The sequence below is a fragment of the Methylobacterium sp. E-012 genome, assembly GCF_057836545.1.
In genome coordinates this window covers 2550358-2574955 of sequence record NZ_JBYQEY010000001.1, presented here as the reverse complement: position 1 = coordinate 2574955, position 24598 = coordinate 2550358, and the positions used below count along the sequence as shown (strand labels likewise).

Annotated in this window: 22 protein-coding genes; 7 read left to right on the top strand and 15 right to left on the bottom strand. The window is 71.6% G+C overall.

Annotated features, from left to right (window positions below):
* Window positions 1–73 precede the first annotated feature (73 nt).
* From AC3IF1_RS12265 to AC3IF1_RS12195, 15 genes are all read right to left on the bottom strand, one after another.
* Window positions 74–322 carry a hypothetical protein gene (locus AC3IF1_RS12265; RefSeq protein ID WP_489217732.1) on the bottom strand — a complete coding sequence of 83 codons (249 nt, stop codon included), beginning with the start codon at window positions 320–322 and terminating at the stop codon, window positions 74–76.
* A gap of 201 nt (window positions 323–523) precedes the next feature.
* Window positions 524–3214, bottom strand: a complete 2691-nt coding sequence (ppdK, locus tag AC3IF1_RS12260) for a pyruvate, phosphate dikinase (RefSeq protein WP_489217731.1) — start codon at window positions 3212–3214, stop codon at window positions 524–526.
* 222 nt (window positions 3215–3436) lie between these two features.
* Window positions 3437–3580, bottom strand: coding sequence for a DUF3096 domain-containing protein (locus AC3IF1_RS12255; RefSeq protein WP_243967076.1), 144 nt, complete (start codon window positions 3578–3580; stop codon window positions 3437–3439).
* Between the two features lie 225 nt (window positions 3581–3805).
* Window positions 3806–4909 carry a photosynthetic reaction center cytochrome PufC gene (gene pufC, locus AC3IF1_RS12250; protein WP_243967075.1) on the bottom strand — a complete coding sequence of 368 codons (1104 nt, stop codon included), beginning with the start codon at window positions 4907–4909 and terminating at the stop codon, window positions 3806–3808.
* 10 nt (window positions 4910–4919) lie between these two features.
* On the bottom strand, window positions 4920–5900 hold the full coding sequence (gene pufM / locus AC3IF1_RS12245; protein ID WP_243967074.1) for a photosynthetic reaction center subunit M: 981 nt from the start codon (window positions 5898–5900) through the stop codon (window positions 4920–4922).
* A gap of 89 nt (window positions 5901–5989) precedes the next feature.
* On the bottom strand, window positions 5990–6814 hold the full coding sequence (gene pufL / locus AC3IF1_RS12240; RefSeq protein ID WP_243967073.1) for a photosynthetic reaction center subunit L: 825 nt from the start codon (window positions 6812–6814) through the stop codon (window positions 5990–5992).
* 78 nt (window positions 6815–6892) lie between these two features.
* Window positions 6893–7081 (bottom strand): light-harvesting antenna LH1, alpha subunit, encoded by a 189-nt coding sequence (gene pufA, locus AC3IF1_RS12235; protein ID WP_243967072.1) that lies wholly within the window; start codon window positions 7079–7081, stop codon window positions 6893–6895.
* A 10-nt stretch (window positions 7082–7091) separates the two neighbouring features.
* Window positions 7092–7328: a light-harvesting antenna LH1, beta subunit gene (gene pufB / locus AC3IF1_RS12230; protein ID WP_210028951.1), complete on the bottom strand. Its 237-nt coding sequence runs from the start codon at window positions 7326–7328 to the stop codon at window positions 7092–7094.
* A 124-nt stretch (window positions 7329–7452) separates the two neighbouring features.
* Complete coding sequence (locus tag AC3IF1_RS12225; RefSeq protein ID WP_243967071.1) at window positions 7453–7674, bottom strand: hypothetical protein; 222 nt, start codon at window positions 7672–7674, stop codon at window positions 7453–7455.
* Window positions 7675–7709: 35 nt separating this feature from the next.
* The gene (bchZ, locus tag AC3IF1_RS12220) at window positions 7710–9176 is read right to left on the bottom strand and encodes a chlorophyllide a reductase subunit Z (protein ID WP_489217730.1); all 1467 of its coding nucleotides are present in this window, start codon (window positions 9174–9176) and stop codon (window positions 7710–7712) included.
* Window positions 9176–10720 (bottom strand): chlorophyllide a reductase subunit Y, encoded by a 1545-nt coding sequence (bchY, locus tag AC3IF1_RS12215; RefSeq protein ID WP_489217729.1) that lies wholly within the window; start codon window positions 10718–10720, stop codon window positions 9176–9178. Before bchY ends, bchZ begins: the two co-directional genes overlap by 1 nt.
* Before the next feature lie 3 nt (window positions 10721–10723).
* Window positions 10724–11728: a chlorophyllide a reductase iron protein subunit X gene (locus AC3IF1_RS12210; protein WP_243967066.1), complete on the bottom strand. Its 1005-nt coding sequence runs from the start codon at window positions 11726–11728 to the stop codon at window positions 10724–10726.
* Window positions 11725–12663 (bottom strand): chlorophyll synthesis pathway protein BchC, encoded by a 939-nt coding sequence (bchC, locus tag AC3IF1_RS12205; RefSeq protein WP_489217728.1) that lies wholly within the window; start codon window positions 12661–12663, stop codon window positions 11725–11727. Before bchC ends, AC3IF1_RS12210 begins: the two co-directional genes overlap by 4 nt.
* Window positions 12664–12756: 93 nt before the next feature.
* On the bottom strand, window positions 12757–13917 hold the full coding sequence (locus AC3IF1_RS12200) for a methyltransferase (protein ID WP_489220383.1): 1161 nt from the start codon (window positions 13915–13917) through the stop codon (window positions 12757–12759).
* Window positions 13914–14783: a polyprenyl synthetase family protein gene (locus AC3IF1_RS12195; protein WP_489217727.1), complete on the bottom strand. Its 870-nt coding sequence runs from the start codon at window positions 14781–14783 to the stop codon at window positions 13914–13916. The genes AC3IF1_RS12200 and AC3IF1_RS12195 overlap by 4 nt, the downstream gene beginning before the upstream one ends.
* A 107-nt stretch (window positions 14784–14890) precedes the next feature.
* Between AC3IF1_RS12195 and crtD the strand changes: the two genes are divergently transcribed.
* From crtD to AC3IF1_RS12160, 7 genes are all read left to right on the top strand, one after another.
* Window positions 14891–16426, top strand: a complete 1536-nt coding sequence (crtD, locus tag AC3IF1_RS12190) for a 1-hydroxycarotenoid 3,4-desaturase CrtD (RefSeq protein ID WP_489217726.1) — start codon at window positions 14891–14893, stop codon at window positions 16424–16426.
* Complete coding sequence (locus AC3IF1_RS12185) at window positions 16423–17286, top strand: carotenoid 1,2-hydratase (protein WP_243967062.1); 864 nt, start codon at window positions 16423–16425, stop codon at window positions 17284–17286. The genes crtD and AC3IF1_RS12185 overlap by 4 nt, the downstream gene beginning before the upstream one ends.
* Window positions 17287–17400: 114 nt before the next feature.
* The gene (locus AC3IF1_RS12180; RefSeq protein ID WP_489217725.1) at window positions 17401–18639 is read left to right on the top strand and encodes a glycosyltransferase family protein; all 1239 of its coding nucleotides are present in this window, start codon (window positions 17401–17403) and stop codon (window positions 18637–18639) included.
* Window positions 18636–19916 (top strand): glycosyltransferase, encoded by a 1281-nt coding sequence (locus AC3IF1_RS12175; RefSeq protein WP_489217724.1) that lies wholly within the window; start codon window positions 18636–18638, stop codon window positions 19914–19916. Before AC3IF1_RS12180 ends, AC3IF1_RS12175 begins: the two co-directional genes overlap by 4 nt.
* On the top strand, window positions 19904–21856 hold the full coding sequence (locus tag AC3IF1_RS12170; RefSeq protein WP_489217723.1) for a glycosyltransferase: 1953 nt from the start codon (window positions 19904–19906) through the stop codon (window positions 21854–21856). Before AC3IF1_RS12175 ends, AC3IF1_RS12170 begins: the two co-directional genes overlap by 13 nt.
* Entirely contained in the window at window positions 21853–23694 is a 1842-nt protein-coding gene (locus tag AC3IF1_RS12165) for an ABC transporter ATP-binding protein (protein ID WP_243967057.1), read from the top strand. Before AC3IF1_RS12170 ends, AC3IF1_RS12165 begins: the two co-directional genes overlap by 4 nt.
* Window positions 23694–24572: a hypothetical protein gene (locus AC3IF1_RS12160; protein ID WP_489220382.1), complete on the top strand. Its 879-nt coding sequence runs from the start codon at window positions 23694–23696 to the stop codon at window positions 24570–24572. Before AC3IF1_RS12165 ends, AC3IF1_RS12160 begins: the two co-directional genes overlap by 1 nt.
* Window positions 24573–24598 lie beyond the last annotated feature (26 nt).

Genomic DNA, 24598 nt, shown 5'->3' with positions numbered 1-24598 from the left:
GGCGCTGCCGATCCGTCAGGCTCTGGCTGCCCGGGACGTTTGCGTTGAACTCTGGCTGGTCCCGCTCAGCGCCTCAGCGCAGGGGCTTCGCAAGATCGACCGCCAGGGCGGCGACGAGCGTCGCGACGTAGCCGTCATCCGGCATGGCGGCGATACGCTCCGCCTCCTCACCGCTGTTCGCGGCAACCGATGTCGCCAGCAGGAGCGCGGTGATCAACCCGCCCCCGACGGCCGTCAGGGCCAGGTAGGCGCGCCGCGCTGCCCGCGGCGTTACCGCTCCGGTCTCGCTGAGGCACAGCGGTGTGGAATCGAGCTGCATCATGGCCGGTGATTCTGACGGGTTATGCTGGACCCGCCGCGGATCGATAAGACGCACGCACGATCAGTCGGCTCAACGGGGCAACGTGCCGTACCCGGCCGGGTTCGCGACGGGGGACGGATTTTTCAAATGGTATTGGTCCGTTTGGTTGACGAACCCGCGGGAGGGCACCGGCCGGCCCCCTCCCCGTCCTGTCGCAGCCGCTCAGCCTTCCTTGCCGGACACCTTCCCGAGCGCCGCCTGGGCCGCCGCGAGGCGGGCGATCGGCACCCGGTAGGGCGAGCAGGACACGTAATCGAGCCCGACCTCCTGGCAGAAGCCGACCGAGGCCGGGTCGCCACCGTGCTCGCCGCAGATGCCGAGCTTGATGTTCGGACGGGTCTTGCGGCCGCGCTCGACGCCGATGCGCACCAGCTCGCCGACACCCTCCTGGTCGATGGTGATGAACGGGTCGGCCGGAAGGATGCCCTTCTGGGTGTAGGGGCCCAGGAAGGTCGCGGCGTCGTCGCGGGAGATGCCCAACGCCGTCTGGGTCAGGTCGTTGGTGCCGAACGAGAAGAATTCGGCGGTCTCGGCGATCTGGCCGGCCATCAGCGCCGCCCGGGGCAGCTCGATCATGGTGCCGACCTGATAATCGAGGGTGGCGCCCTTCTCCGAAGCCACGGCCTTGGCCATGGCGTCGATGTGCCCTTTGACGATGTCGAACTCGGCGCGGGTGAAGACCAGCGGTACCATCACCTCGGGGGTGACCGGCGCGCCGGTATCGGCGGCGGCCTGCACGGCCGCCTCGAAGATCGCCCGGGCCTGCATCTCGGCGATCTCCGGGAAGGCGATCGCCAGGCGGCAGCCGCGGAAGCCGAGCATCGGGTTGTGCTCGGACAATTCCCGCATCCGGTGCCGGATCTTCTCCTCGGACACGCCGGTGGCCTTCACGACCTCGGCGACCTCGGCGTCGGTATGCGGCAGGAACTCGTGGAGCGGCGGGTCGAGCAGCCGGATCGTCACCGGCAGGCCGGACATGATCGTGAACAGCTCCAGGAAGTCCTGGCGCTGGTAGGGCAGAATCTTGGCCAGAGCCGCCCGGCGGCCCTCGGCGTCGTCCGCCAGGATCATCTCGCGGACCGCGATGATGCGGTCACCCTCGAAGAACATATGCTCGGTGCGGCACAGGCCGATGCCCTCGGCGCCGAAGTTGCGCGCGGTGCGGGCGTCGGTGGGCGTATCGGCGTTCGCCCGGACCTTCATCCCCCGGAAATCGTCGGCCCATTCCATCAGCGTGGCGAAGTCGCCGGAGAGCTCGGGCTCCAGCATCTTCACCGCGCCCTGGATCACCTGGCCGGTCGATCCGTCGATGGTGATCCGGTCGCCGGCCTTGAGCGTGACGCCGCCGACCGTAAGGGTCTGCGCCTTGTAGTCGATCCGGATCGAGCCGACGCCGGACACGCAGGGCTTGCCCATGCCGCGGGCGACCACGGCCGCGTGGCTGGTCATGCCGCCGCGGGTGGTCAGGATGCCCTCGGCGGCGTGCATGCCGTGGATGTCCTCGGGCGAGGTCTCGATCCGCACCAGGATGCACTTGCGCTCGGCCTTGCGGTGCGCCTCCGCGTCCTCGGAATTGAACACGATCTCGCCGGTGGCCGCGCCGGGCGAGGCCGGCAGGCCCGACGCGACGACCTTGCGCTCGGCCTTGGGGTCGATGGTCGGATGCAGGAGCTGGTCGAGGGCGCCCGGCTCGACCCGGCCGATCGCCTCCTCCCGGGTGATCAGCCCCTCCCCCGCCAGGTCCACGGCGATGCGCAGGGCGGCCTTGGCCGTGCGCTTGCCGTTCCGGGTCTGGAGCATCCAGAGCTTCCCCTTCTCGATGGTGAACTCCATGTCCTGCATGTCGCGGTAATGGCTCTCCAGGATCCCGTAGATCCGGGTCAGCTCCGCGAAGCTCTCGGGCATGGCCTTCTCCATGGAAGGCTTGTCGCTCTCGGCCTCGATGCGGGCCTTCTCGGTGATGTTCTGCGGAGTCCGGATGCCCGCCACCACGTCCTCGCCCTGAGCGTTGATCAGGAACTCGCCGTAGAGCGCCTTCTCGCCGGTGGAGGGGTTGCGGGTGAAGGCGACGCCGGTCGCCGAGGTGTCCCCCATGTTGCCGAACACCATGGCCTGCACGTTCACCGCCGTGCCCCAGCTCTCCGGGATGCTGTTCAACTCCCGGTACTTCTTGGCCCGCGGGATCATCCAGGAATCGAAGACCGCGCTGATCGCCCCCCAGAGCTGGTCCTCCGCGCCCTGCGGAAAGTCGGAGCCGTGCTCGTCGCGGACGATCTTCTTGTAGGTCTGGATCAGGGTCTTCCAGTCCTCGGCGCCGAGTTCGGTGTCGAGGTCGAAGCCCTTGCCCTCCTTGTAGTGCTCCAGCGCCTCCTCGAAGGCGTGGTGCTCCACGCCGAGCACGACGTTCGAGTACATCGTGATGAAGCGGCGGTAGGAATCGTAGGCGAAGCGCTCGTCCTCGGCCTCCTTGGCGAGCGCCAGGACGGTCTGATCGTTCAGGCCGAGGTTGAGCACCGTGTCCATCATGCCGGGCATCGAGGCCCGGGCGCCCGAGCGGACCGAGACCAGCAGCGGGTTCGTGGCGTCGCCGAACCGGCGGCCCGTGAGCGTGCCGATCTGGCCGAGCGCCTCCGTGACCTGAGCCTTCAGCTCCGGCGGATAGGACTTGCCGTTGTCGTAGTAGGCGGTACAGACCTCGGTGGTGATCGTGAAGCCGGGGGGAACCGGCAGGCCGAGGTTGGACATCTCGGCGAGGTTGGCGCCCTTGCCGCCGAGCAGGTCGCGCATCTGCGACTTGCCCTCCGCCTTGCCGTCGCCGAAGGCATAGACCCACTTCGCGCTGCCGGTCGCCATGTCGATCCCGTCCGTCTCTGATGCCCGGCGCGCGCCGAGCCGATGGGCGGGGTTGGACCATCACGCACCGCAACGCAAGATGAACACCCGGCGGCGTTGTGCGCACGCGGCTGACGGCGATGGCGGTCTGTCAGACCGGCGCCGTTCCCGACCCGATCCCGCGGTGGCTCCGGCGCGATGGAGGACGGCCCGCGCCCGTTCACCGCGGCGCGGCGCCGACGCTCACCGGAGGATGCCCAGTCCGAGCACGCCGACGACGATCAGATAGATCGCCACGATGTAATTGAGGAGCCGCGGCATCACGAGGATCAGGATCCCGGCGAGGATCGCGATGAGCGGCTGGAGGTTCGAGATGGTGATCGTCACGGGCGCCTCCCGGGGCCGAGCTTGGCCGCCGATATCGACGCCCCTACCCCACGGAGGTTCCCTGAAGCTTGAGCGGAGCGGCCGGAAAGTCCGACCGCCCCCACAATTCCAAGCCTCACGGATCTTCACCCAGGGACGGGATCCGTGAGGTTCGTCGGCCCCCCGCCGCTGCTCGGTCGCGCGGGCAGACCCCGATGAGTCGGGCTCATCGAGGTCTGGTCAGGGTCAGGGTTTGGGCGTCGGCGTCTGGGTGCCGGGGATCGGATCCTTGGCCTCGCCGGTGGGCAGGTTCACCGCGACCGTCGGGTGCGCCAGCTCCGGATAGGGCTCGATCACGTTGGCACCGTTGAGCGGCTTGTTCGCGCCGTTGTGGCAGGTGGCACAGTTGATCTTCGGCGCATCGCCGAGCGCCCCGAGGCGGTTGCGGGGAAACGTCGAGGTCAGCGGCGTCATGTAGTCCTGGTTGAGGTCGCGGACCATGCGGATGCCGTACCAGGCATGGACCCGGTTGGGGGTGCTGGTGTCCCACTGCGCCACCGAGCGGGTGTTGTGGCAGAAGGTGCAGTTCACCCCGAGCGACTGGGACATGCTGATCATGATCGCGAAGGTCTTCTCTGCGTCCTGGATCGGCTTGCCCTTCGACACCGGCAGCGCCGTCGTGGCGTTGACGCGGACCGCGTCCTCGGACGTGTCCTTGTACTGGTAGAAGGCCTGGTAGACGTCGTAGGGCAGCGAGGTGTTGCCGACCTCCGCGGAGGCCAGGTTCTGGCTGTTATTGCGCGGGATGAACCGTCCGGCGCCCTGGACCGGGTGGTCGAACCAGATGTTGGCCGGCACCGGATTGCCGCGGTGGCAGGTGTAGCAGGTCACGCCCGCCTCATGGACGTGATTCTCCTTCCAGGACGAATTGATATACTGCGTCATCTGCAGCATCCGCCGGGCGACGCGCTTCTGGTAAAGTTCGTCGGAGGCCATGTTCTCGGTGCTGTGGCAGTAGGTGCAGCCCTGCTGGGGCGCGACCCACTCGGTGATCGACACCATCAGCCGGTTGAACTGCTCGGCCGAGAGGTCGCCGAGCACCTGCACGTTCTCGTAGACCGCCGAGGCCTTGTCGCCCCCCGCCTCCGCCGGGTCGGCCGGGGCCGGCGCGACGTTGGCGGCGGTCAGCGCCGCGTTGCCGGCGCGGGTGCGGATCAGGTCCATCCCGGTGCCGCGGAAGCCGGTCTGCTTGACCGCCATGGGCGGGTGGGTCCAGCCCGCGCCGCCGAACATCGCGATGGTGAGGAACAGGGCCAGCGCCCCGCCGACTACCGCCAGTATCGTCTTCATGACGGCCTCCTCACGGCTTCATGCCGGGTGCGAGATGGGCGGGATCGATGATCGGTCCGTAGACCTGCGGATAGGACGGCGCGACGCCGTGCTTGACCGCCCAGAGGTACCAGTTGTCGACCACGGTGCCGGTTAGCAGGATGCCGATGCCGCCGGTGAGCGTGGTCAGGACCGCGAACCACCAGGCCCAGCGGTGGATCGACTCCATCGTGGCGTTGAAGCCCATGGTCCAGCGCCAGAACAGGGCGGCGCGCTCGGTCGCCGTGCCGCGGTCGACGATCTGGTCGATCTCACGCTCGGCGCCGTAGCGCGAGCAGGCCAGGATCGTGCCCCCGTGCATCGCGAACAGCAGCGTCGATCCGTAGAGGAACGTGATCGAGAGCATGTGGAACGGGTTGTAGAACAGGTTCCCGTAGCGGAGCGAGAAGGCCGCCGTCCAATCGAGGTGCGGGAAGATGCCGAAGGGGACCGCCTCCGACCAGGAGCCCATCAGCACGGGGCGGATGAAGCCGAGGACGAGGTAGAGCCAGATCGCCGAGGCGAAGGCCCACGGCACGTGGGTGCCGAGACCCAGGGCCCGCGCCCGCCGATAGAGGTGGACCCACCAGAGCAGGATCGCGGCGGTGAGGAAGAAGCCGGCGATCAGCCACCAGCCGCCCTCGTTGAGGGGCGGCAGGACCTTCAGGCCGTATTTCGGCAGGGGCGGTTCCAGGGCGAGCCAGGGCAATTGCCGGACGAACTGGACGGGACTCCAGTTCACCGAGGCCCACATGTTGAGGCCGATGATCTCGAAGGCGATCAGCCCGCAGACCATCGATAGGGCCGCGATGTAGCCGATGTAGATCGGCCCGACCTGGCTGTTCCCGAAGAGCCCGAACAGGTAGCTGTTGAACGGCTTGCCGACCCGGTCGTCGATCTCGACCGGGATGCCCTGCTCCGGCTTCAGGGGGCGGACTTGAACCTGCGTGAAGATGTTCTGGTAATAGGCCATCGCCCGCCCTCCCCGGTGAGCCGCGCGAGCCGCCGGCCCGCCTCATCCCGTGTGGTTTCTTTTCGGTCGCGTGGTGCGCCGTCCCGCCCTCAGCGCCAGACCGGCAGGTTGAGCCACCAGCCCCACCATTGCGGCCAGCCCTGCGTCCAGAACGGCCCGCTGATCACGATGCACACGGCGCTCCAGAACCCCGCCGACAGGGCCAGGAACAGGCCCAGGCGGTGGATGCCCAGGGTGCCGATCGAGTAGCCGATCGTGTCGCGGAAGAAGGTGTCCTCGTGCTCCGGGGTCTTCACGGTCTCACCCTTCTTCGGGTTGGTCGCCGCGAGGATCAGGCCGCCGTGCATCGCCAGGGCCAGCGTGGTCGTGAAGAAGAACGTCACGGCCAGCATGTGCGCCGGATTGTAGTGGAAGTGGAGGTACTGGTACCCGGTGTTGGACACCCAATCGAGGTGGCTGAGGATGCCGTAGGGGAAGCCGTAGCCCCAGGCGCCCATCAGGAACGGGCGGATCACCTCCAGGGTGAAGTAGGCGAAGATCGCCATCCCGAAGGCCGCCGGCACGTGGTAGCCGATGCCGAGCTTGCGGCAGATCTCGACCTCGCGCAGGGCCCAGGAGACGAAGGAACCGAGCGCGCAGAACGTGATGATCTGCCAGAGCCCGCCCTCCCTGAGCGGGGCGAGCTTCAATCCGTAGCTGATGTCGGGGGGCGCGATGTTGATCTGCCAGACGTTCCAGGTCGGGCCGATCGCCGCGCCGTAGATCACCAGGGCGGTGCCGAGCACCGTGAAGAAGATCCCGACAACGCCGAAGAAGCCGACGAAGAACGGCCCGACCCAGAAGTCGAACAGGTCGCCGCCGAGCAGCGTGCCGCCGCGAATCCTGTATTTGCGCTCGAAGCTCAGCATCGCCATGGCGGCTGCTCCCCAGTCAGGCCGAAGAAGGGATGGGGGGTGACCGCGGCCCTCGCGCGCCGCGGTCCGGACCGGCACTCAGGCCGGCAGTTGCGGCAGCGCGAGCGTGATCGCGTTCGCGGCCTTGTTGTTCTTCGGGCCGTCCAGCCAGTTGAACCGGTCGGTCGAGAGCAGAATGAAGTGGATCAGCAGCGCCAGGATGAAGAGGAAGGTGAACAGGGCCACCAGCGTGCGCCGCGGATCGAACAGCAACCAAACCTTGTGCATCCGATCCTCCTCAACCGATCATCGTGACGAGGGCGTGGGCCGCATCGCGGACGCCTTCGAGCGAGGCATAGCCCTGCGGTCCGGGAAGCCACGGGCGCCACAGCCAGACGAGGATGTGGGCGACCACGGCGATCGCCGTGAAGATGAGGAAGCTCGTCAGGAAGATCGCGTGGAACTCCTTGGCTTCCGGTTCCGTCAGCCCGGACAGGCTGCTCGGTCTTTCTGTTGCAACGGGTCCACCGGCCATCGTTCAGACCTCCGTGTGTTGGCCGCGCTTCTGACGAAGCGCGACGGGTGCTGCCGTGTTGCTCTAGGCGGTCACGGCTTGACTTCCCCCGCGTCACCGGACGGAAGCGTCTCGGACAGGGCGTTCAGCCCATGAAGGCAAAGGGAATGGCCTGGACGGCCATGGCGCGGGCCTCGCCGAAGACCGAGCGGCGCGCCGGTACCAGCCCCGGGCGCGCCGGAGCGCGGGTCGGCATGACCCGGTTCAGCGTCGCCGCGGCGAGGAAGAACGGGTAGGTCGCCGCCAGGATCAGCCGGAATTGGATCTCTTCCTGGTGCTGGCGGGCGGTCGGGACCATCGTTCGCATCGTCAGGTCTCCTCTGGGTGAAACGGAAAGGCGGCTCATGCGGGGACACCCCCGGCGAGATCGGCCCGGGCCCGCGCCACATGGGCGGGCGCGACGGCGGCGGATTCGGCGTTGCGGGCGGCGCGCTCGGCGGCGTCCCGCAGGCGTTTGGCGGCGGAGATCCGGGCCAGAACCGGCTGCGCCTCGACCAGGTCGTCGAGGGCCGCGCGCGCGGCCTCGTCCCAGGGCAGCTCGCGATGGTGGCGCGCCGGGGTCGCCTCAACCTTGTCCATGTCGCGGGCGAGCGGCAGGATGTGGAAGAGCGTGTCGAACAGGGCGTTGCAGACCTCTTGGACGAGGTAGGTCGCGCCGGAAAAGCCCATGAACGGCGTTCCGGTGTGCCGCCGGATGATCGCCCCCGGGAACGAGGCCGGGACGTAGGTCGCGCGGGCTCCGCATTCCGCGAGGTACATCCGCTCGTTGAACGAGCCGAACAGGACCAGCGGCGGCCTGGCGGCGATGGCCTTCCGCACGGCGTCGTTGTCGGGCTTGAGGCCCGGCGACCGTCCGAAGGCGAAGTGGCAGGGCAGGCCCATCTCGTCTTCGAGGAAGTGGCGGACGCCCCGGGCGTAGGTCTCGGTGGCGACGATGCCGAAGCTCGCGGTCCCGAAAAAATCCTGCGTCACCGACCGCCACAGGTCCCAGACCGGCTTGATGGTCGTGTGCCGCTCCCGCTCGATGAACGGCTCCGGATCGAGGCCGAGGATCGCGCCGAGGGAACGCAGGAACTTGGTGGTCGACAGGATGCCGATTGGCGCCTGGAGGTAGGGCCGCTCCAGATCCTCGCAGAGCAGGCGGCCGAACTCCCGGTAGAGGCAGATATTGGCGTCGGCGTTGACGAGCTTGGGCACGTCCGCGAGGTGCGAGCCCAGCGGGAAGGTCAGGTTGACTTCGGCGCCGATCCCCTCGACCAGCCGCCGGATCTCGGCGAGGTCGGAGGGCATGTTGAAGGTGCCGTAGGCCGGGCCGATCAGGTTGACCCGCGGCTTCTCGCCGGGCTTCTTCTCCGGCCGGGCCGGGATGCCCTTCTTGGCGAATTTCTTGGCCCCGTATTCCTGCCAGAGCCAGCGCATGGCCCGGTCGGCCGCCTGCCACTGGTCCTCGTCGATGGTGCGCGGCAGGAACCGCTGGAGGCCGGTGCCCTCGGGGGTCACGCCGCCGCCGATCATCTCGGCGATGGAGCCGGTGACGACCACGCTGGGCAGTCCGGGATCGAGGGTGGCGTGGGCGCGTTTCATCGCGCCCTCGGTGCCGTGGCGTCCGAGTTCCTCTTCCGCCAGCCCGGTGACGACGATCGGAAGCTCGTGCGGCGGCAACGCGTCGGTGTAGTGCAGCACCGAGGTCACCGGCAGGTTCTCGCAGCCGACCGGTCCGTCGATGACGACCTGAAGACCCTTGATCGCCGTGAAGACGTAGACCGCGCCCCAGTAGCCGCCGGCCCTGTCGTGATCGAGGATCAGCATCACGCCATCTCCCCGATCGGCTTCGCTGCGCCCTCGATCTTCGGGCCCTGGCGCCTCTGCGGCACCTCCTGCCAGACGCCGGCGGCGTAGCCGGTGCCGACGCCCTCGAAGAAGTCGCGCATGGCGTCGAACCGCGCCTTGTTGCCGAGCGCGGCGTTAATCACCGTGGCGAGGGATCCGGCGCCGGCCGCGCCCATCAGCGGGCGGGCCGAGATCAGGTTGGTGAAGTAGAGCGCGGGGGTACCGCGCTCCTTGGCCCGCTGGACCACCGGCGTCGTGCCGATGGCGAGGTCGGGCTTGAGCGAGTCGAGGGCGTAGAGGTCGTCCTCCAGGGAGGCGCGGTACTGCACCTGCGTGCCGCGGGCTTCCAGCCAGTCGCGGTCGGCTTCGGACCACGGCGTGCGCGGGCAGGCGGTGCCGACATAGGGCACCTCGGCGCCGCTCTCGACGAGGAGGCGCGCCACCAGCAGCTCCGAGCCCTCGTAGCCCGAGAGCGTGATCCGGCCCTTGATCGGCATCGCGGCGAGCGCCCCGCGGATGCCGGGCAGGATCCGGTTCTTGGCCGCCTCGACGGTGCCGCGGGCGACCCCGCAGGCCGCGCCGATCCGGTCGAGCCAGTCGGCGGTACCGTCGACGCCCACCGGCGCGGAGCCGACGATCGGCCGGCCGGCGGCCTCGAACTCGCGGATCGAGGCCGTGTAGAACGGGTGGATCGCCGCCACGGCGGCGCAATCAAGGGCCGCGTAGAGCTCCCGCCACTCCCGGGTCGGCACCACCGGCCCGGCCGCGAGGCCGAGGGGCTCGAGCAGCGCGCCGATCACCACCGGGTCGGCGGGAAAGACCTCGCCCAGCAGCGCCACGCTCGGACGCTCCGAACGGCCGCCGCGGGGCGCCGCCACCGGGCCCTGCTCGGCCTCCGAGCGGGCGACCTTGAGCATGGCGCCGGCCAGAACGTCCTTGGCCTCGGCATGGGTCGGGACACCGAAGCCCGGGACGTCGATACCGATCACCCGGACGCCGTCGATCTCCTTCGGCAGCAGCCGAAGCGGGACGCCCGAGGCGGTCGGCACGCAGAGGTTGATAACGACGACGGCGTCGTAATCCGCGGGCTTGGCCGTGGCGTAGACCGCCTCGCGGATGTCCTCGAACAGCTTGCCTGTGACCAGCGTCTCCGAATTGAACGGCACGTAGCCGACGCTGCGCCGGGCTCCGTAGAAATGCGACGTGAAGGTCAGGCCATAGACGCAGCAGGCCGATCCCGAGAGGATCGTGGCGGTCCGGCGCATCCGGAGGCCGACCCGGAGCGAGCCGAAGGCCGGGCACATGCTCTGCGGCTGGTCGTGCGGCCCCTGCGGGTAGTCCTCGCGGAGCTGCGCCAGCGTCTCCGACATCCCGGCCGCCTCGGCGGCTTCCCGCATCGCGTCCTTGCCGGAATGGCAGCCCAGCCCGTCGCCCTTCGTGGCGTCGAGGTTGATCGCCTCGGCCGGCGGGGCGGCGGCGCGGGGGCGGGCCCGCAGATCGGCGATGTCGAGGGAGACGGCCATGCCTCAAACCTCGTCGTAGACGACTTCGAGGGACGGCTTGGTCACGTGGGCGACGCCGCACATGTCCTCGTGGGTCGCCGGGACCAGCACCACGTCGCGGCCGGTCACGTCGCTGGAGAACAGGCCGAGCAGCCCGTCCTGTGTCAGCGGCGTTGGCCGGTGCGGCGCGGCGTCGGCGACGTTGGCGGCGAGGTCGGAGAACAGCGAGCCCCAGCGGCTCTCCGGCCGGCCGATGATCTCGTAATTCGCGCTCTTGCGGCGGATGTCGTCGTCGGCCGGGATCGAGGCCAGGACCGGGATGCCGGCGGCGTCCGCGAAGGCCTGGGCCTCGCCGGTGCCGTCGTCCTTGTTGATCACCAGGCCGCCGACCCCGACATTGCCGCCGAGCTTGCGGAAATACTCCACCGCCGAGCAGACGTTGTTGGCGACGTAAAGGGATTGCAGGTCGTTCGAGCCGACGACGATGACCTTCTGGCACATGTCCCGGGCGATCGGCAGGCCGAAGCCGCCGCAGACCACGTCGCCCAGGAAGTCCAGCAGGACGAAGTCGAAGCCCCAATCGTGGAAGCCCAGCTTCTCCAGCAACTCGAAGCCGTGGATGATGCCGCGGCCGCCGCAGCCGCGTCCGACTTCCGGGCCGCCGAGTTCCATGGCGTAGACGCCGTCGCGCTTGAAGCAGACGTCGCCGATGGCTACCGCCTCGCCGGCGAGCTTCTTGCGGGTCGAGGTCTCGATGATGGTCGGGCAGGCCTTGCCGCCGAACAGCAGCGAGGTGGTGTCGCTCTTCGGGTCGCAGCCGATCAGCAGGACCTTCTTGCCCTGCTGGGCCATCATGTAGCTGAGATTGGCCAGGGTGAACGACTTGCCGATGCCGCCCTTGCCGTAGATCGCGATGATCTGCGTCTCCTTCTTCACCGGGGCGGTCGGGACCGCGTCCGGCTCGATCGCCGCTTCGGCGCGGAGCTGGGTGGCCTGGCTGAGGGCGGCTTTGTTGAGCTGAACGTTCACGCGGCGTCCCTCCAGTCGAGAATCATCTTCAGGCAGGCGGGATCGGCGAAGGCTGTGCGATAGGCGTCCTCGGCCCGAGCGGCCGGGGTGCGGTGCGTGATCAGCCCGTCGAGATTGAGCCGGCCGCCCTCGATCAGCGCCGTCACGGCGGCGAGATCCTCGGGGCGGAATTCGGCGGAGATCCGGATCCGGGCCTCCCGCATGAAGGCGGGGGGGAAGGTGAAGCTGAGCGGCGCCTCGTAGAAGCCGGCCAGCACGATCTCGCCGCCGGGGGCGAGGCGGGCGATCAGCGCGTCCAGCCCGGAGGCATCGCCGCTCACGTCTGTGACGACCGCGTAGTCGCGCCGCGGATCCGCCTGGGGCGTCACCACCGGGTAGCCGTGGTCCCCCGCGATGCGGGTCAGGTCCGTCTCCCACACGGTGGGCTCCGCGCCGGCCACCAGGGTCAGGCGGGCGAGCAGCCGCCCGAGCACCCCGTGCCCGACGATCAGCGGGGTCGCGCCGGGACGGATTCCGCCCAGCGCCCGGTAGGCGGTCGCCGCCAGGGCGAGCAGGCAGGCACGGTCGCCCAGCGCCGCATCCACCGCAACGAGACGCGCGGCCGGCGCCACGAGATGGGAGGCGGCGCCGCCGAACAGGCCGCGCACGGGGCCGAAGCAGCGCGCCCCCGGGACGTAGACGGTCTGGCCGACCCGGACCGCACCGGCGGCATCGGCCTCCACGACCGTGCCCACCGACTCGTAGCCCGGCACCAGGGGATAGCCCATGCCCGGGAACGGCGGCATCCGGCCCGACCAGAGCAGACGCTCGGTCCCGGTGCTGATCCCGCTCCAGGCCACGGCGACGACCGCGTCGGCCTCGCCGGGAGGGGTCAGCGGAAGATGCTGGATGGCGAGGCGCTCCGGTCCTTCGAGGATGACGGCGAGAGCGTCCATGGCTGGGAGATTCCGCCCTGTGTGACGCGACTCTCGCCGATCGGAGCCGCTAAGTGTCATCCTAGATAGACACATCAAAGCGTCAAGTCATTCTTACGCAAGCGGGCCCGTTTTTTGGGCGACGAGCACGCGGGTGAGCAGCGGACGCCGCGTCGGCCGCTCGCGGACGGCGGTGAAACCGGCGGCCGTCAGCATGGTGTGGAGCTCCTCGCGGCGGCGCGGGCGTCCGGATCCCATCGCCAGGAGGTAGAAGCCGAAATAGGCGTCCCCGACCGGCTCGGCGCCGGGCGTGCCGGCCATCGGCTCGGCCAGCAGCAGCAGCCCGCCCGGCGCCAGAGCGCGGTGGGCCGCCGCGAGCAGGGCCTGCGCCGGGCCGTCGTCATGGTCGTGGACTACGCGCACCAGCGTGATGGCGTCGGCGCCCGCCGGCAGATCGGCGTGGAAGTCGCCGCCGCGGCAGGCGATCCGCTCGGACAGGGCCGCCCGCGATAGGCGCGCCGCGGCCCGTTCGGCGACGGCGGGCAGGTCGAACAGGGTGAGTCGCGGCCCGGCATGGCGCGCGGCGACGGCCTCCAGGAAGGCCCCCTCGCCGCCGCCGACATCCATCAGGTGCCGGATCCGGGACAGGTCGCAGGCGTCGAGCACATCCTCCGAGATGAGCGCCTGCGAGGCGCCCATCAGGCCGCCATAGGGGGCGACCGTCCGCGCATCCCCCTCCGCGCCGGTGGCGTAGGGCCAGTAGCCGGAGAGGCGCGTCGGCGGCGCCTGCCCACGCAGGAGCGCCACCGGATCGGCGAGGTCGGTATAGAGCAGCGCGTGATGCGCGACCATGGCGCCGATCCCGGGGTTACCGACCAGGGCCGCGCCCAGATCGGCGAGCCCGAACCGGTCTCCTGGGAGGGACCGCAACAGCGCGAGGGATTCGGCCGCCCGCAACAGGCGCCGGGCGTTCTCCGGCGGCAGGTCGAGGCGCGCCGCCAGGGCATCGACGGTCAATGGACCCGCCGCCAGGATGGCGAACAGGTCGAGCCGGATGCAGGCGGCGAGCACCTGTGCGTAGACGAAGCCGGCGCAGAGATCGAACAGTGCCCGGGTATTCCGGCGGGCGATGCCCCGGGTCAGCGGGAAGCCCGCTGCCCACCGCTGGAACCGCGGGCTCGCCACCAGACGATTGCGCCACGCGAGCCACCGGTCGCGCAGGGCCGTCGGGACCGGCGCCGCGGCACCGGACCCCGGGAGCGAGCCGGCGCTCAGGCTGCGACCGCGCGCAGGCGCGCGGGCAGGAACAGCCGCGCCTGCGCCTCGATCTCGGCGGTGAGTGCGGCCGCGCCGGGGCAGGCCGGGATCGCCGCCACCGCCTCCCGGGTCAGGCGCGACAGGCGGTCCAGCGCGCCGCCGGTCCCGAGCAGAGCCGCCGCGTTGGGGCGCCCGAGCGTGGCATCGCGCCCCGCCGGCTTCCCGATCTCCTCCTGGCGGCAGGCGACGTCACGCAGGTCGTCGGCGACCTGATAGGCCTCCCCGAGGCATTCCCCGAGGCGCCGCCACGGCTCCGGCTCTGCGCCGGCTGCGGCCGCCCCGGCCGCCGTGGCGGCGGCGAACAGGGCCCCGGTCTTGGCCTGCTGATAGTCGCTGAGGCTCACATGGGCCTCGGATTCCCAGGCCTGTCCCGCCGCGATGCCGGACGGCGAGCCCGCGGCCCGGCCGAGCAGCCCCACCAGGCGGACCAGCCGTCCCTGATGGGGGCCCGCGGCCCGGGCCAGGGTCTCGAAGGCGAGGACGATCAGCGCGTCGCCGGTCAGCACGGCGATCGGTTCGCCGAAGGCCACGTGGACCGAGGGCTTCTGGCGCCGCATCGGCGCGTCGTCGAAACAGGGCAGATCGTCGTGGACCAGGGAGGCGCAGTGGAGCAATTCGATCGCCGCCGCCGCCGCTTCGGACCCGGCGGGATCGTCGTCGCCGCAGGCGCGGGCCACCGACAGGCACAGGCGTGGGCGAATCCGGTGCCCGCCCGGGAAGACGGCGTAGCGCAACGCCTCCGCCAGCAGGGGGGGCGCGCCCGGCGCCTCCGCGTAGGCTACGGCGCGATCTAGCGCCATCTCGATCCGCCGGCCCGACTCCATCGCGTTGCCTCCTGTGTGATGTTGGCTTGTCAGCGACAGGTGTCATTTCTTATTGACACTCCGGTGGCGGGAGATCAATCCCTCCCGGGGTGCAGAGCGGGGCGAACGTGGCGCAGGAACGCGTCGTCGTGATCGGGGCCGGGATCGGCGGCTTGGCCGCCGCCCTCCGGCTGGCGCAGGCCGGCCTCGACGTCACCGTCCTGGAACGGGCCGCGCGTCCCGGCGGCAAGATGCGCAGCGTTCCGGTCGGAGACCGGGCGGTCGAGGCCGGGCCGACCGTCTTCACCATGCGCTGGGTGTTCGAGGAGCTGTTCGCAGAATGCGGCGCGCACCTCGAAGACCGGGTTGCGCTGACGCGGGCGAACCTCCTTGCCCGGCACGCCTGGAGCCGCACGGAACGGCTCGATCTGTTCGCCGATATCGAGGCCTCGGCGGCCGCCGTCGAGGCCTTCGCGGGCCCCCGGGAGGCCGAGGGCTACCGGCGGTTCTGCGCCCGCTCGGCGGAGGTCTACCGCACGCTGGAGGGGCCGTTCATCCGCGACGGGCGGACCAGCCCGGCGGGCCTCGCGCAGCGGGTCGGGCTGTCCGGGCTCGGCGATCTCTGGCGGATCCAGCCCTTCGCCACCCTGTGGTCGGCGCTCGGCACGTTCTTCCGCGATCCGCGGCTGCTGCAGCTGTTCGGACGCTACGCCACCTATTGCGGCGCCTCGCCGTTCAGCGCGCCGGCGACCCTGATGCTCGTCGCCCATGTGGAGCAGGCGGGAGTCTGGACCGTGGCGGGGGGCTTGAGCGCCCTGGCGCGGGCGGTGGCGGATCTCGCCGCCGCGCGGGGCGCGGCGTTCCGCTACGGCGCCCATGTGGAGCGGATCGTCGTCGAGCGCGGCCGGGTCGCCGGGATCGTGCTCGCGGGCGGCGAGCGGATCGCTACCGACCGCATCGTCTGCAATGCCGATTGCGCCGCCCTGGGGGCCGGGCTGCTCGGGCCGGACGCGGCCGCGGCCGGCGCGCGGCTGGCGCCCGCCGAGCGCTCGCTCTCGGCCGTGACCCTCTGCACCGCGGCGGTGCCCACGGGCTTCCCCCTGGCCCACCATTCCGTGTTCTTCTCGCGGGACTACCGCGCCGAGTTCGACGCGATCCTGCGCGACCGGCGCCTGCCCGACGACCCGACCGTCTACATCTGCGCGCAGGACAGGACCGAGTCCGGCACCGTTCCCGCCGGACCGGAGCGGCTGCTCCTGCTCGTCAACGCCCCGGCGGATGGCCGGGACCGCCCGCTCACGCCGCCGGAGATCGAGACATGCACGCGGACCCTGTACCGCCGGCTGGAGGCCTGCGGGCTGAGCCTGGACGCGGCGTCGGCCCCGGCGGTGACGACGCCGGCGGCGTTCGAGGCCTTGTTTCCCGGGACGGGGGGCGCGCTCTACGGCCGGGCGGCACAGGGCTGGGCGGCGACGTTCAAACGGGCCGGGGCGCGGACGGCGGTGCCGGGCCTCTATCTGGCGGGGGGCTCGGTCCATCCGGGCCCCGGCGTGCCGATGGCGGCGCAGTCGGGCCGGCTGGCCGCGGCGGCGATCCTGGACGACCTCGCTTCGACGGCCCGGTCGCCCAGGGCGGCTACGCGTGGTGGTACGTCGATGCGGTGAGCGACGACGGCCGCCAGGGCCTCACGATCATCGCGTTCATCGGCAGCGTGTTCTCGCCCTACTATGCCTGGAGCGCCGAGCGGGATCCGTTCGCCCATTGCGCCATGAACGTGGTCCTCTACGGCGCGCGCAGCCGCTTCGCCATGACGGAGCGCCGGGGCCATAGCCTGTCGCGGGACGCCGACCATATCGCCATCGGTCCGAGCGCCATGCACTGGGACGGCACGGCGCTGACGATCCGCATCGACGAGCGCGGTGCGCCCCTGCCCTTCGCCCTGCGCGGCACCGTCCGGCTGGAGCCGCCGGGCTTCACCGCCGGCCCGTTCCACCTCGACCGGGCCGGACGCCACCGCTGGTGGCCGATGGCACCCTCCTCCCGCGTCGAGGTCGATTTCGCGCAGCCCGGCCTGCGCTGGAGCGGGAGCGCCTATTTCGACACCAATGACGGCGACGAGGCGCTGGAGGCGGCGTTCTCCCGCTGGACCTGGTGCCGCGCCGACCTGCCGGACGGCGCGGCGATCCTCTACGACGTGCATCACCGGGAGGGCGGCGGCCAGAACCTGTCGCTGCGCTTCGCCCGCGACGGCAGCCGCCGCGAGATCCGCCCGCCGGTCGCCGCCGCCCTGCCGGCGACCCGCCTCTGGCGGGTGGGCCGGGAGACCCGCAGCGACGACGGCCGCGCGCGGGTTCTCGCCACCTACGAGAACACGCCCTTCTACGCGCGCTCGCTGCTCGCCTCGACGCTCTGCGGCGAGCCGGTCCGGGCGATGCACGAGAGCCTGTCGCTGGATCGCTTCCGGAACCCGCTGGTGCAGCTGATGCTGCCCTTCCGCATGCCGCGGCCGCCGGTGGTCCGGTAGGGAGGGCTGCCGTGCCGCCGCCGGGCGGGCCGCTCAGTGTTTACCCGGTGACCCCGCTTGTGCGAGAGGGCGGCGGCTGCGATCCTCGCGCCGTCAACCGAGGCGGTCACCGGCATGCGAGTCGACGAGGCGTCAATCGGTCCGCGCGTTCTCATCTACAGCCACGATACGTTCGGGCTGGGGCACCTGCGCCGCTCGCGGGCCATCGCCAACGCCATCGTCGCGTGCGACGGCCGGGCCCAGGCGATGATCGTCTCGGGTTCGCCGGTGATCGACCGCTTCGCCTTCGCCCCCGGGGTGCGGACGGTCCGGCTGCCCCCGGTGACCAAATCCGCGGATGGGGAATACAGCAGCCTCGACGCGGCCGTCCCCCTGGTCCGGACCGTGGCCCTCCGCTCGGAGGTGATCGCCCGCAGCTGCGAGACCTTCGATCCCGACATGATCATCGTCGACAAGGAGCCCGCCGGGTTCCACGGCGAGCTGCTGCCGACCCTGGCATGGGCCGCTGCCCGTGGCATCCGCCTGGTCCTCGGCCTGCGCGACGTGCTCGATGAGGCCGACCGCCTCGTGCCCGAGTGGGAGCGCAAGGGCGCCGTCGAGACCATGGCGCGCTTCTACGACGAGATCTGGGTCTACGGGCTCAGCCGTATCCACGAGCCCCTGGCGGCGCTGCCGATGGACCCGGCGCTGACCGCGCGGATCGCCGCCCGGCTGATCTTCACGGGCTATCTGCGCCGCGACCTCCCGGAGCGGCGCCCCGGCCGCGAGGAGCCCGCCATGGCGAGCGGCCCGTTCATCCTGGTCACCGCGGGCGGCGGCGGCGACGGCGCCTCCCTGATCGACTGGGTCATCGCCGCCTACGAGGCTGATCCCGGCATCCCGCTGCCCGCCCTCGTCGCCTTCGGGCCGTTCCTCGACGCCGCGACGCGCGACGGGTTCGACGCGCGCATCCGGGCGCTGTCCGGGAAGATCGCCGCGATCACCTTCGACAGCGAGATCGAATTCCTGATGGGCAAGGCGGCCGGCGTCGTGGCGATGGGCGGCTACAACACCTTCTGCGAGATCCTGTCCTTCGATCGCCGGGCGATCCTGGTCCCCCGCACGGAGCCGCGCCGGGAACAGGCGATCCGCGCTCTGGCGGCGGAGCGGCTGGGCTTGGTCCGGGTCCTGATGGAGGCGGAGGGCCGGGCGCCGGACCGCATGGCCGCCGCACTCCGGGCCCTGCCGGACCAGACCGAGCCGTCGCGGGTCCTGATCCCGGGCCTGCTCGGCGGCCTCGACGCGGTCGCCCGCCGGGTCCGGGCGCTCGCCGGGTCCGGCATCGGCCGCCCGCGTGTGCGGGCCTACTCGTGACGCACAGGCGGATCGCCGTGGTGCTGAAAGGCTATCCGCGGCTGTCCGAGACCTTCATCGCCCAGGAGATCCTGGCGCTGGAGCAGCGCGGCCTGCCCCTGGAGATCTGGTCCCTGCGCCGCCCGACCGACCGGGCGCGCCATCCGATGCACGCGCAGATCCGCGCCCCGGTCACCTATCTGCCGGAATACCTGCACACGGCGCCGCTGCGGGTGCTCCGGGGCCTCCTGGCGGCGTTGCGGCGGCCGCGGTTCGGCGCGCTGCTCGCGCTGTTTGCCCGCGATCTCCGGCGCGACCGGACGCTCTCGCGCCTGCGCCGCCTCGGGCAGGCCCTGGTGCTCGCCCGGGAACTGCCCGCCGAAATCGCCCACATCCACGTGCATTTCCTGCACACGCCCGCCAGCGTTGCCCGCTACGCCGCCCTGCTGACCGGACGCGGCTGGAGTTTTTCGGCCCACGCCAAGGACATCTGGACGACGCCGGACTGGGAGCTGATCGAGAAACTGAATGACGCGCTCTGGGGTGTGGCCTGCACCCGCGACGGCCAGGGGCGGCTCGACCGCCTGGCTCCGGGCCGGACGCGCCTCGCCTATCACGGGCTCGACCTCGGCCGCTTCCCGGCACCGCCTCCGCCCCGGGAGGCGCGCGACGGCAGCGATCCGGCCGCACCGCTCCGGTTCCTCTGCGTGGGGCGGCTCGTGGCCAAGAAGGGGCACGACGACCTGATCGACGCCCTCGCCTCCCTGCCCGCCACCCTGCATTGGACCCTCGACCTGATCGGCGGCGGCGCGTTGCGCCAATCCCTGGAGGCGCGGGTCCGCGACCGGGGCCTCGCCGGACGGGTGACGTTCCGGGGCGCCCTGGCGCAACCCGACGTGATCGCGGCCATGCGCGCGGCCGACCTGTTCGTGCTGCCGACCAAGCCCGGCCCCGGCGGCGACCGCGACGGCTTGCCGAACGTGCTGATGGAGGCCGCGAGCCAGGCCCTGCCGATCCTCGCGACCGCCTTCGCGGGGACGCCGGAATTCATTGCCGACGGCGTCCAGGGACTCCTCGTCCGGCCCGGCGATCCGGCGGCGCTGCGGGCGGCCCTGATCCAGCTGGCCCAGGATCCGCACCGGAGAGGTCGCCTCGGCGCGGCGGCGCGGGCGCGGCTCGTGACAGACTTCTCCGAGGCGGCGGCGGTGTCGCTGATCGCGGAGCGGCTGCGGACTTCGGCAGGCCTCGCGACACCCACGCCTCCGACCGCGACGGAGGTCACCGCGTGCGCGTCCTGATCGCCGTCACGCACCTGCTCGGCGCCGGGCACCTGACCCGCGCCGCGGCCCTCGCCCGGGCCTTCGCGGATGCCGGCCACGAGGCGATGCTGATCTCCGGCGGGGTGCCGGCCCCGATGGTGCGCCTCGACGGCGTCCGTCTCGTCCAGCTGCCGCCGCTCAAGATCGCCGGCACGGATTTCTCGACGCTGCTCAAGCCGGATGGGGCGCCGGCGGATGCGGCGTGGCTGGCGCGCCGCCGCGCCCTGATGGACGAGACGGTCGGGACCTTCGCGCCGGACGCCGTCGTGACCGAGCTGTTCCCCTTCGGTCGCAGGGCCCTGGCGGCCGAGTTCCTGGCCCTCGTCGAGGCCGCGCATGCGAGCGTGCCGCGCCCGCTCGTGCTCGCCTCGGTGCGCGACATCCTGGTCGCCTCCGAGAAGCCGGAGCGGATCGCCCAGGCTCATGCCCGGGTTGCCGCCTTCTACGATGCCGTGCTGGTCCACGGCGATCCGGCGCTCGCGCCCCTCGACGCCTCCTGGCCGCTCGATGCCGAAACCGCGGGAAAGCTCCGCTACACCGGCTACGTGGACGAGGGGACCCGTTCCGCCGCCGGTGACGCGCGCGCCGGCGTGCTGGTCGCCGCCGGATCCGGGCCGGCCGGGCTGGTCCTGCTGCGCGCCGCCGCCGAGGCGGGCCGCCGGCAGCCGGAACTCGGCTGGCGGATCCTGGCGGGACACGGCGTGCCGGAGGCGGCGCTGTCGGCGCTCGCCCGCGGCCTGCCGGAGGGCGTCCTCGGCCGCGCCCGGACCGATTACCGGACCCTGCTGGCCGGGGCCGCGGTCTCGGTGAGCCAGTGCGGCTACAACACCGCCACGGATCTGCTGGCGGCCGGGACGCCCGCGGTGCTGGTGCCGTTCGAGGCCGGCGGCGAGACGGAGCAGCGGCTGCGTGCCGAGCGCCTCGCCGCCCGCGGCCTCGCCCGGGTCCTGCCGGAGGCGGAACTGAGCGCCGATACGCTGCTCCGGGCGGTGGAGGCGCAGCGCGCGGCACCCCCGCCCGGACCCCACGGGATCGACCTCGGCGGGGCCCGGCGCACGGTCGAGATCGTGGCGACGCTCCATGCCGGCCGACGCGGGGCGGGCCATCCGACGCGCCCGGCAAGCCCCGGCTTTCAGGCCCTGCGCCGAGCCCTCGACGCGATCGCCGGGCGCGGCCTGTCGGTGCCTTTCCTGTGGCGCGACGACGACGCGGTGACGGCGACACCGGCGCTCGACCGGTTGATCGAGCTGGCACAGACCCGCGGCACGCCGATCCTGCTCGCCGCCATCCCAACCGGCATCGATGCCGCGCTGGCACGACGCCTCGAGACGGCGCCCGAGGTGCGCGTCGCGGTCCACGGCCTCGCGCACCGGAATCACGCCCCGCCCGGCGCCAAGCCCGCGGAGTTCGGCGCCGACCGGCCCCTGAGCGACCTGCGCGCGGACGCCGCCGCGGGTCTGCGGATCGCCCGGGAACGCGTATCGGAATCGATCCTGCTGCCGGTTTTTGTGCCGCCGTGGAACCGCCTCGCCCCGGCGCTCGCCGCGCTCCTGCCGGAGCTCGGCTATCGCGGCCTTTCGGCCGCCCCGGGACCGCCGATCCCCGGCCTGCGCCGGATCGACGCCACCCTGGACCCGATCGACTGGCGCGGCACGCGCTCCCTGCGCGAGCCGGAACTGATGCTACGCGCGCTCGCGGACGACATCACGCGGGTGCCGGACCGGCCGATCGGCCTGCTGACCCACCATCTCGTCCAGGATGCGGCCGTCTGGCGCTTCGTCGAGGATCTGCTGGCCGTCCTCCTCGGACATCCGGCGGTGCGTGTCCCGGATCCGCGGCGTCTGTTCGACCGTAGCGCGATGGACAGGGGCGGCGCGGCACCCCATCATCCGGGCTTCCAGATCGTGAGGACTGGTTGAGCGCGCTCTTGTCCATACGCGATCTCGCGGTCGCGTTCCGCACGGAACCGACGCCGTTCGAGGCGCTGCACGGCCTGTCCCTCGACGTGAACCGCGGGCGCACGCTGGCGCTCGTCGGGGAGTCGGGGTCCGGCAAGTCGGTAACCGCGCAGGCGATCCTGCGGATCCTGCCGCCCTCCGCGGCCATCACCCGCGGCCAGATCCTGCTGCGCGACGGGTCCTCGGAGATCGACATCGCGCAACTGCCCGCCGAGGGCTCGGCGATGCGGGCGATCCGCGGCCAGCGCATCGCGATGATCTTCCAGGAGCCGATGACTTGCCTGTCACCGCTCCATACGATCGGCGATCAGGTCGGGGAGGCCCTGCGCATCCACACCGGCGCCGGCCGACGGGAATCCGATGCGCGCACGGAGGAGGCCCTGGCCCGCGTCGGTTTCCCGGATCCGCGCCGGGCGCTGCGGACCTACCCGTTCGAGCTGTCGGGGGGCCTGCGCCAGCGTGCCATGATCGCCATGGCGCTGATCCTGAAGCCCGCCCTGGTGGTCGCCGACGAGCCGACCACGGCGCTCGACGTGACCACGCAGGCCCAGATCCTGGCGCTGCTGGCCCGGCTTCAGGAGGAGAGCGGGATGGCGATCCTGCTCATCACCCACGATCTCGGCGTCGTCGCCAACATGGCGCACGACGTGGCGGTGCTCTACCGCGGCCGCCTCGTGGAATCCGGGCCGCGCGACACGGTGATGCGCGCCCCCGGCCACGCTTATCTGAGGGCCCTGCTCCACGCGGTGCCCCGGTTCGACATGGCCCCGGGCGAGCGGCTGACGCCGATCCGCCCGGCCCAGGCGGAGATCCCGCCGGCGCGGGCGCCGGCGCCGCTGGCCGGTCCGCTGCTCCAGGTCGAGGGCGTGAGCAAGACCTTCACCCTGCGCTCCGGCCGCCTGTGGCAGAAACCCCGGCTCGTCCACGCCGTCTCCGATGTGTCCCTGAGCCTCGCGGCCGGGCGGACGCTGGGCCTCGTCGGCGAATCGGGCTCCGGCAAGACCACGGTCTCGAAGATGATCATGCGGGCGCTCGCCCCGGATTCGGGCCGGATCCTGTTCGACGACGGCGGCGGCCCGCGGGACGTGCACGGCCTGTCCGGCGACGCCCTGTTCGCCTACCGGCGCAATGTGCAGTTCGTGTTCCAGGATCCCTACGCCTCCCTCGACCCGCGCATGACCGTGCGCCAGATCCTGTCGGAGCCGATGGAGATCCACGGCGTCCCGGCCGGCGAGCGGCGGGCGCGCTGCCGGGCCCTAATGGCCATGGTCGGCCTCGAACCGGGCGGCCTCGGCCGTTACCCGCATGCCTTCTCGGGCGGCCAGCGCCAGCGCATCGGCATCGCCCGGGCGCTCGCCCCGAACCCGCGCCTCCTGGTGCTCGACGAGCCGGTCTCGGCCCTGGACGTATCGGTGCAGGCGCAGATCCTGAACCTGCTCAAGGACCTCCAATCGGCCCTCGGCCTGTCCTTCCTCATCGTGTCCCACAACCTGGCGGTGATCGACTATATGGCGGATACGATCAGCGTGATGTGCCGGGGCCGGATCGTCGAGGAGGCCCCCCGGGCCGCCCTGTTCCGTCGGCCGGTCCATCCCTACACGCGGGCGCTCCTGGCCGCCGTGCCCGATCCGAGCCTGGATCACCCCCTCGATTTCGCGGCCGTGGCCACCGACCGGAACGACCCGTCCCGCTGGGAGGCGCCGTATCGGCTCGACCCCGACGAGGCCGGCACGATGCGGGCGATCGAGCCCGGGCACCGGGTCCGGTTCGGCGGTGCCGCCGAGGCCGTGGCCGCATGATCCAGCCGCGGCCGCCCGTCCTGCTGGAACGCCTGCGCCGGAAGGTGCTGTCGCCGCTGTTCGACCGGTTGGGCTACGACCTCGTTCCCGCCGCCCCCGATTGGAGCCACCGGCCGACCTCGCCGCGCGAGGTCGCGACGCTGCTCGAGTCCGCAGCGGCCATCCTGGAACGCGACCTCGCGGCCGCCGGCCTCGTGCCGGACGGCGACGTGCTCGAACAGGTCCGGGCGTTCTGGTCGCTGATCCCGACCGCCCCCGTGCGGCAGCGGCGGGGCGGCAGCGGCTTCAACGGCGCGTTGCAGCTCTACGTGGCGATGCGGGCGCTCAAGCCGGATTGCGTGATCGAATCGGGGGTGTTCCGCGGGCTGACCACCTGGGTGATCCGGCAGGCCTGTCCACGCGCGGCGATCGTCTGCCACGACCCCGACCTGTCGGGCCTCCAGTACCGCGACGCCCGCGCACGCTACAGCACCGCCGACTGGTCGACGGCCGATTGGTCGATGCTCGATCCGGCCGCCACGGTGGCGTTCTTCGACGATCATGTGGCGCAGGGCCGGCGCGTCGTGGAGGCGCATGCCCGGGGCCTGACGCGTCTGCTGTTCGACGACGACGCGGCCGGCCACCGCATCCACGCCCATGGCGGACCCGCGCATCCGACCATCGCGATGATCACCGGTCCCGCGCACAGCCCGGAGCCGATCCGCTGGACCCGCAACGGCCGCCAGTTCGAGCAGCCGGCCGACGATGCGCTGGTGCGGCAGGCGTCCGGGCTGATCCAGCGGTCGCACGCCTTCGACGACCTGCACCGGGCCACCGGCTATTCCCCCGCGCGGCTGACCTATGTGGGCCTGCATCCTGTGTCGGGAGGCGGGTCGTGAGCGAGGTCGGGACCGGCGCCGGTTTC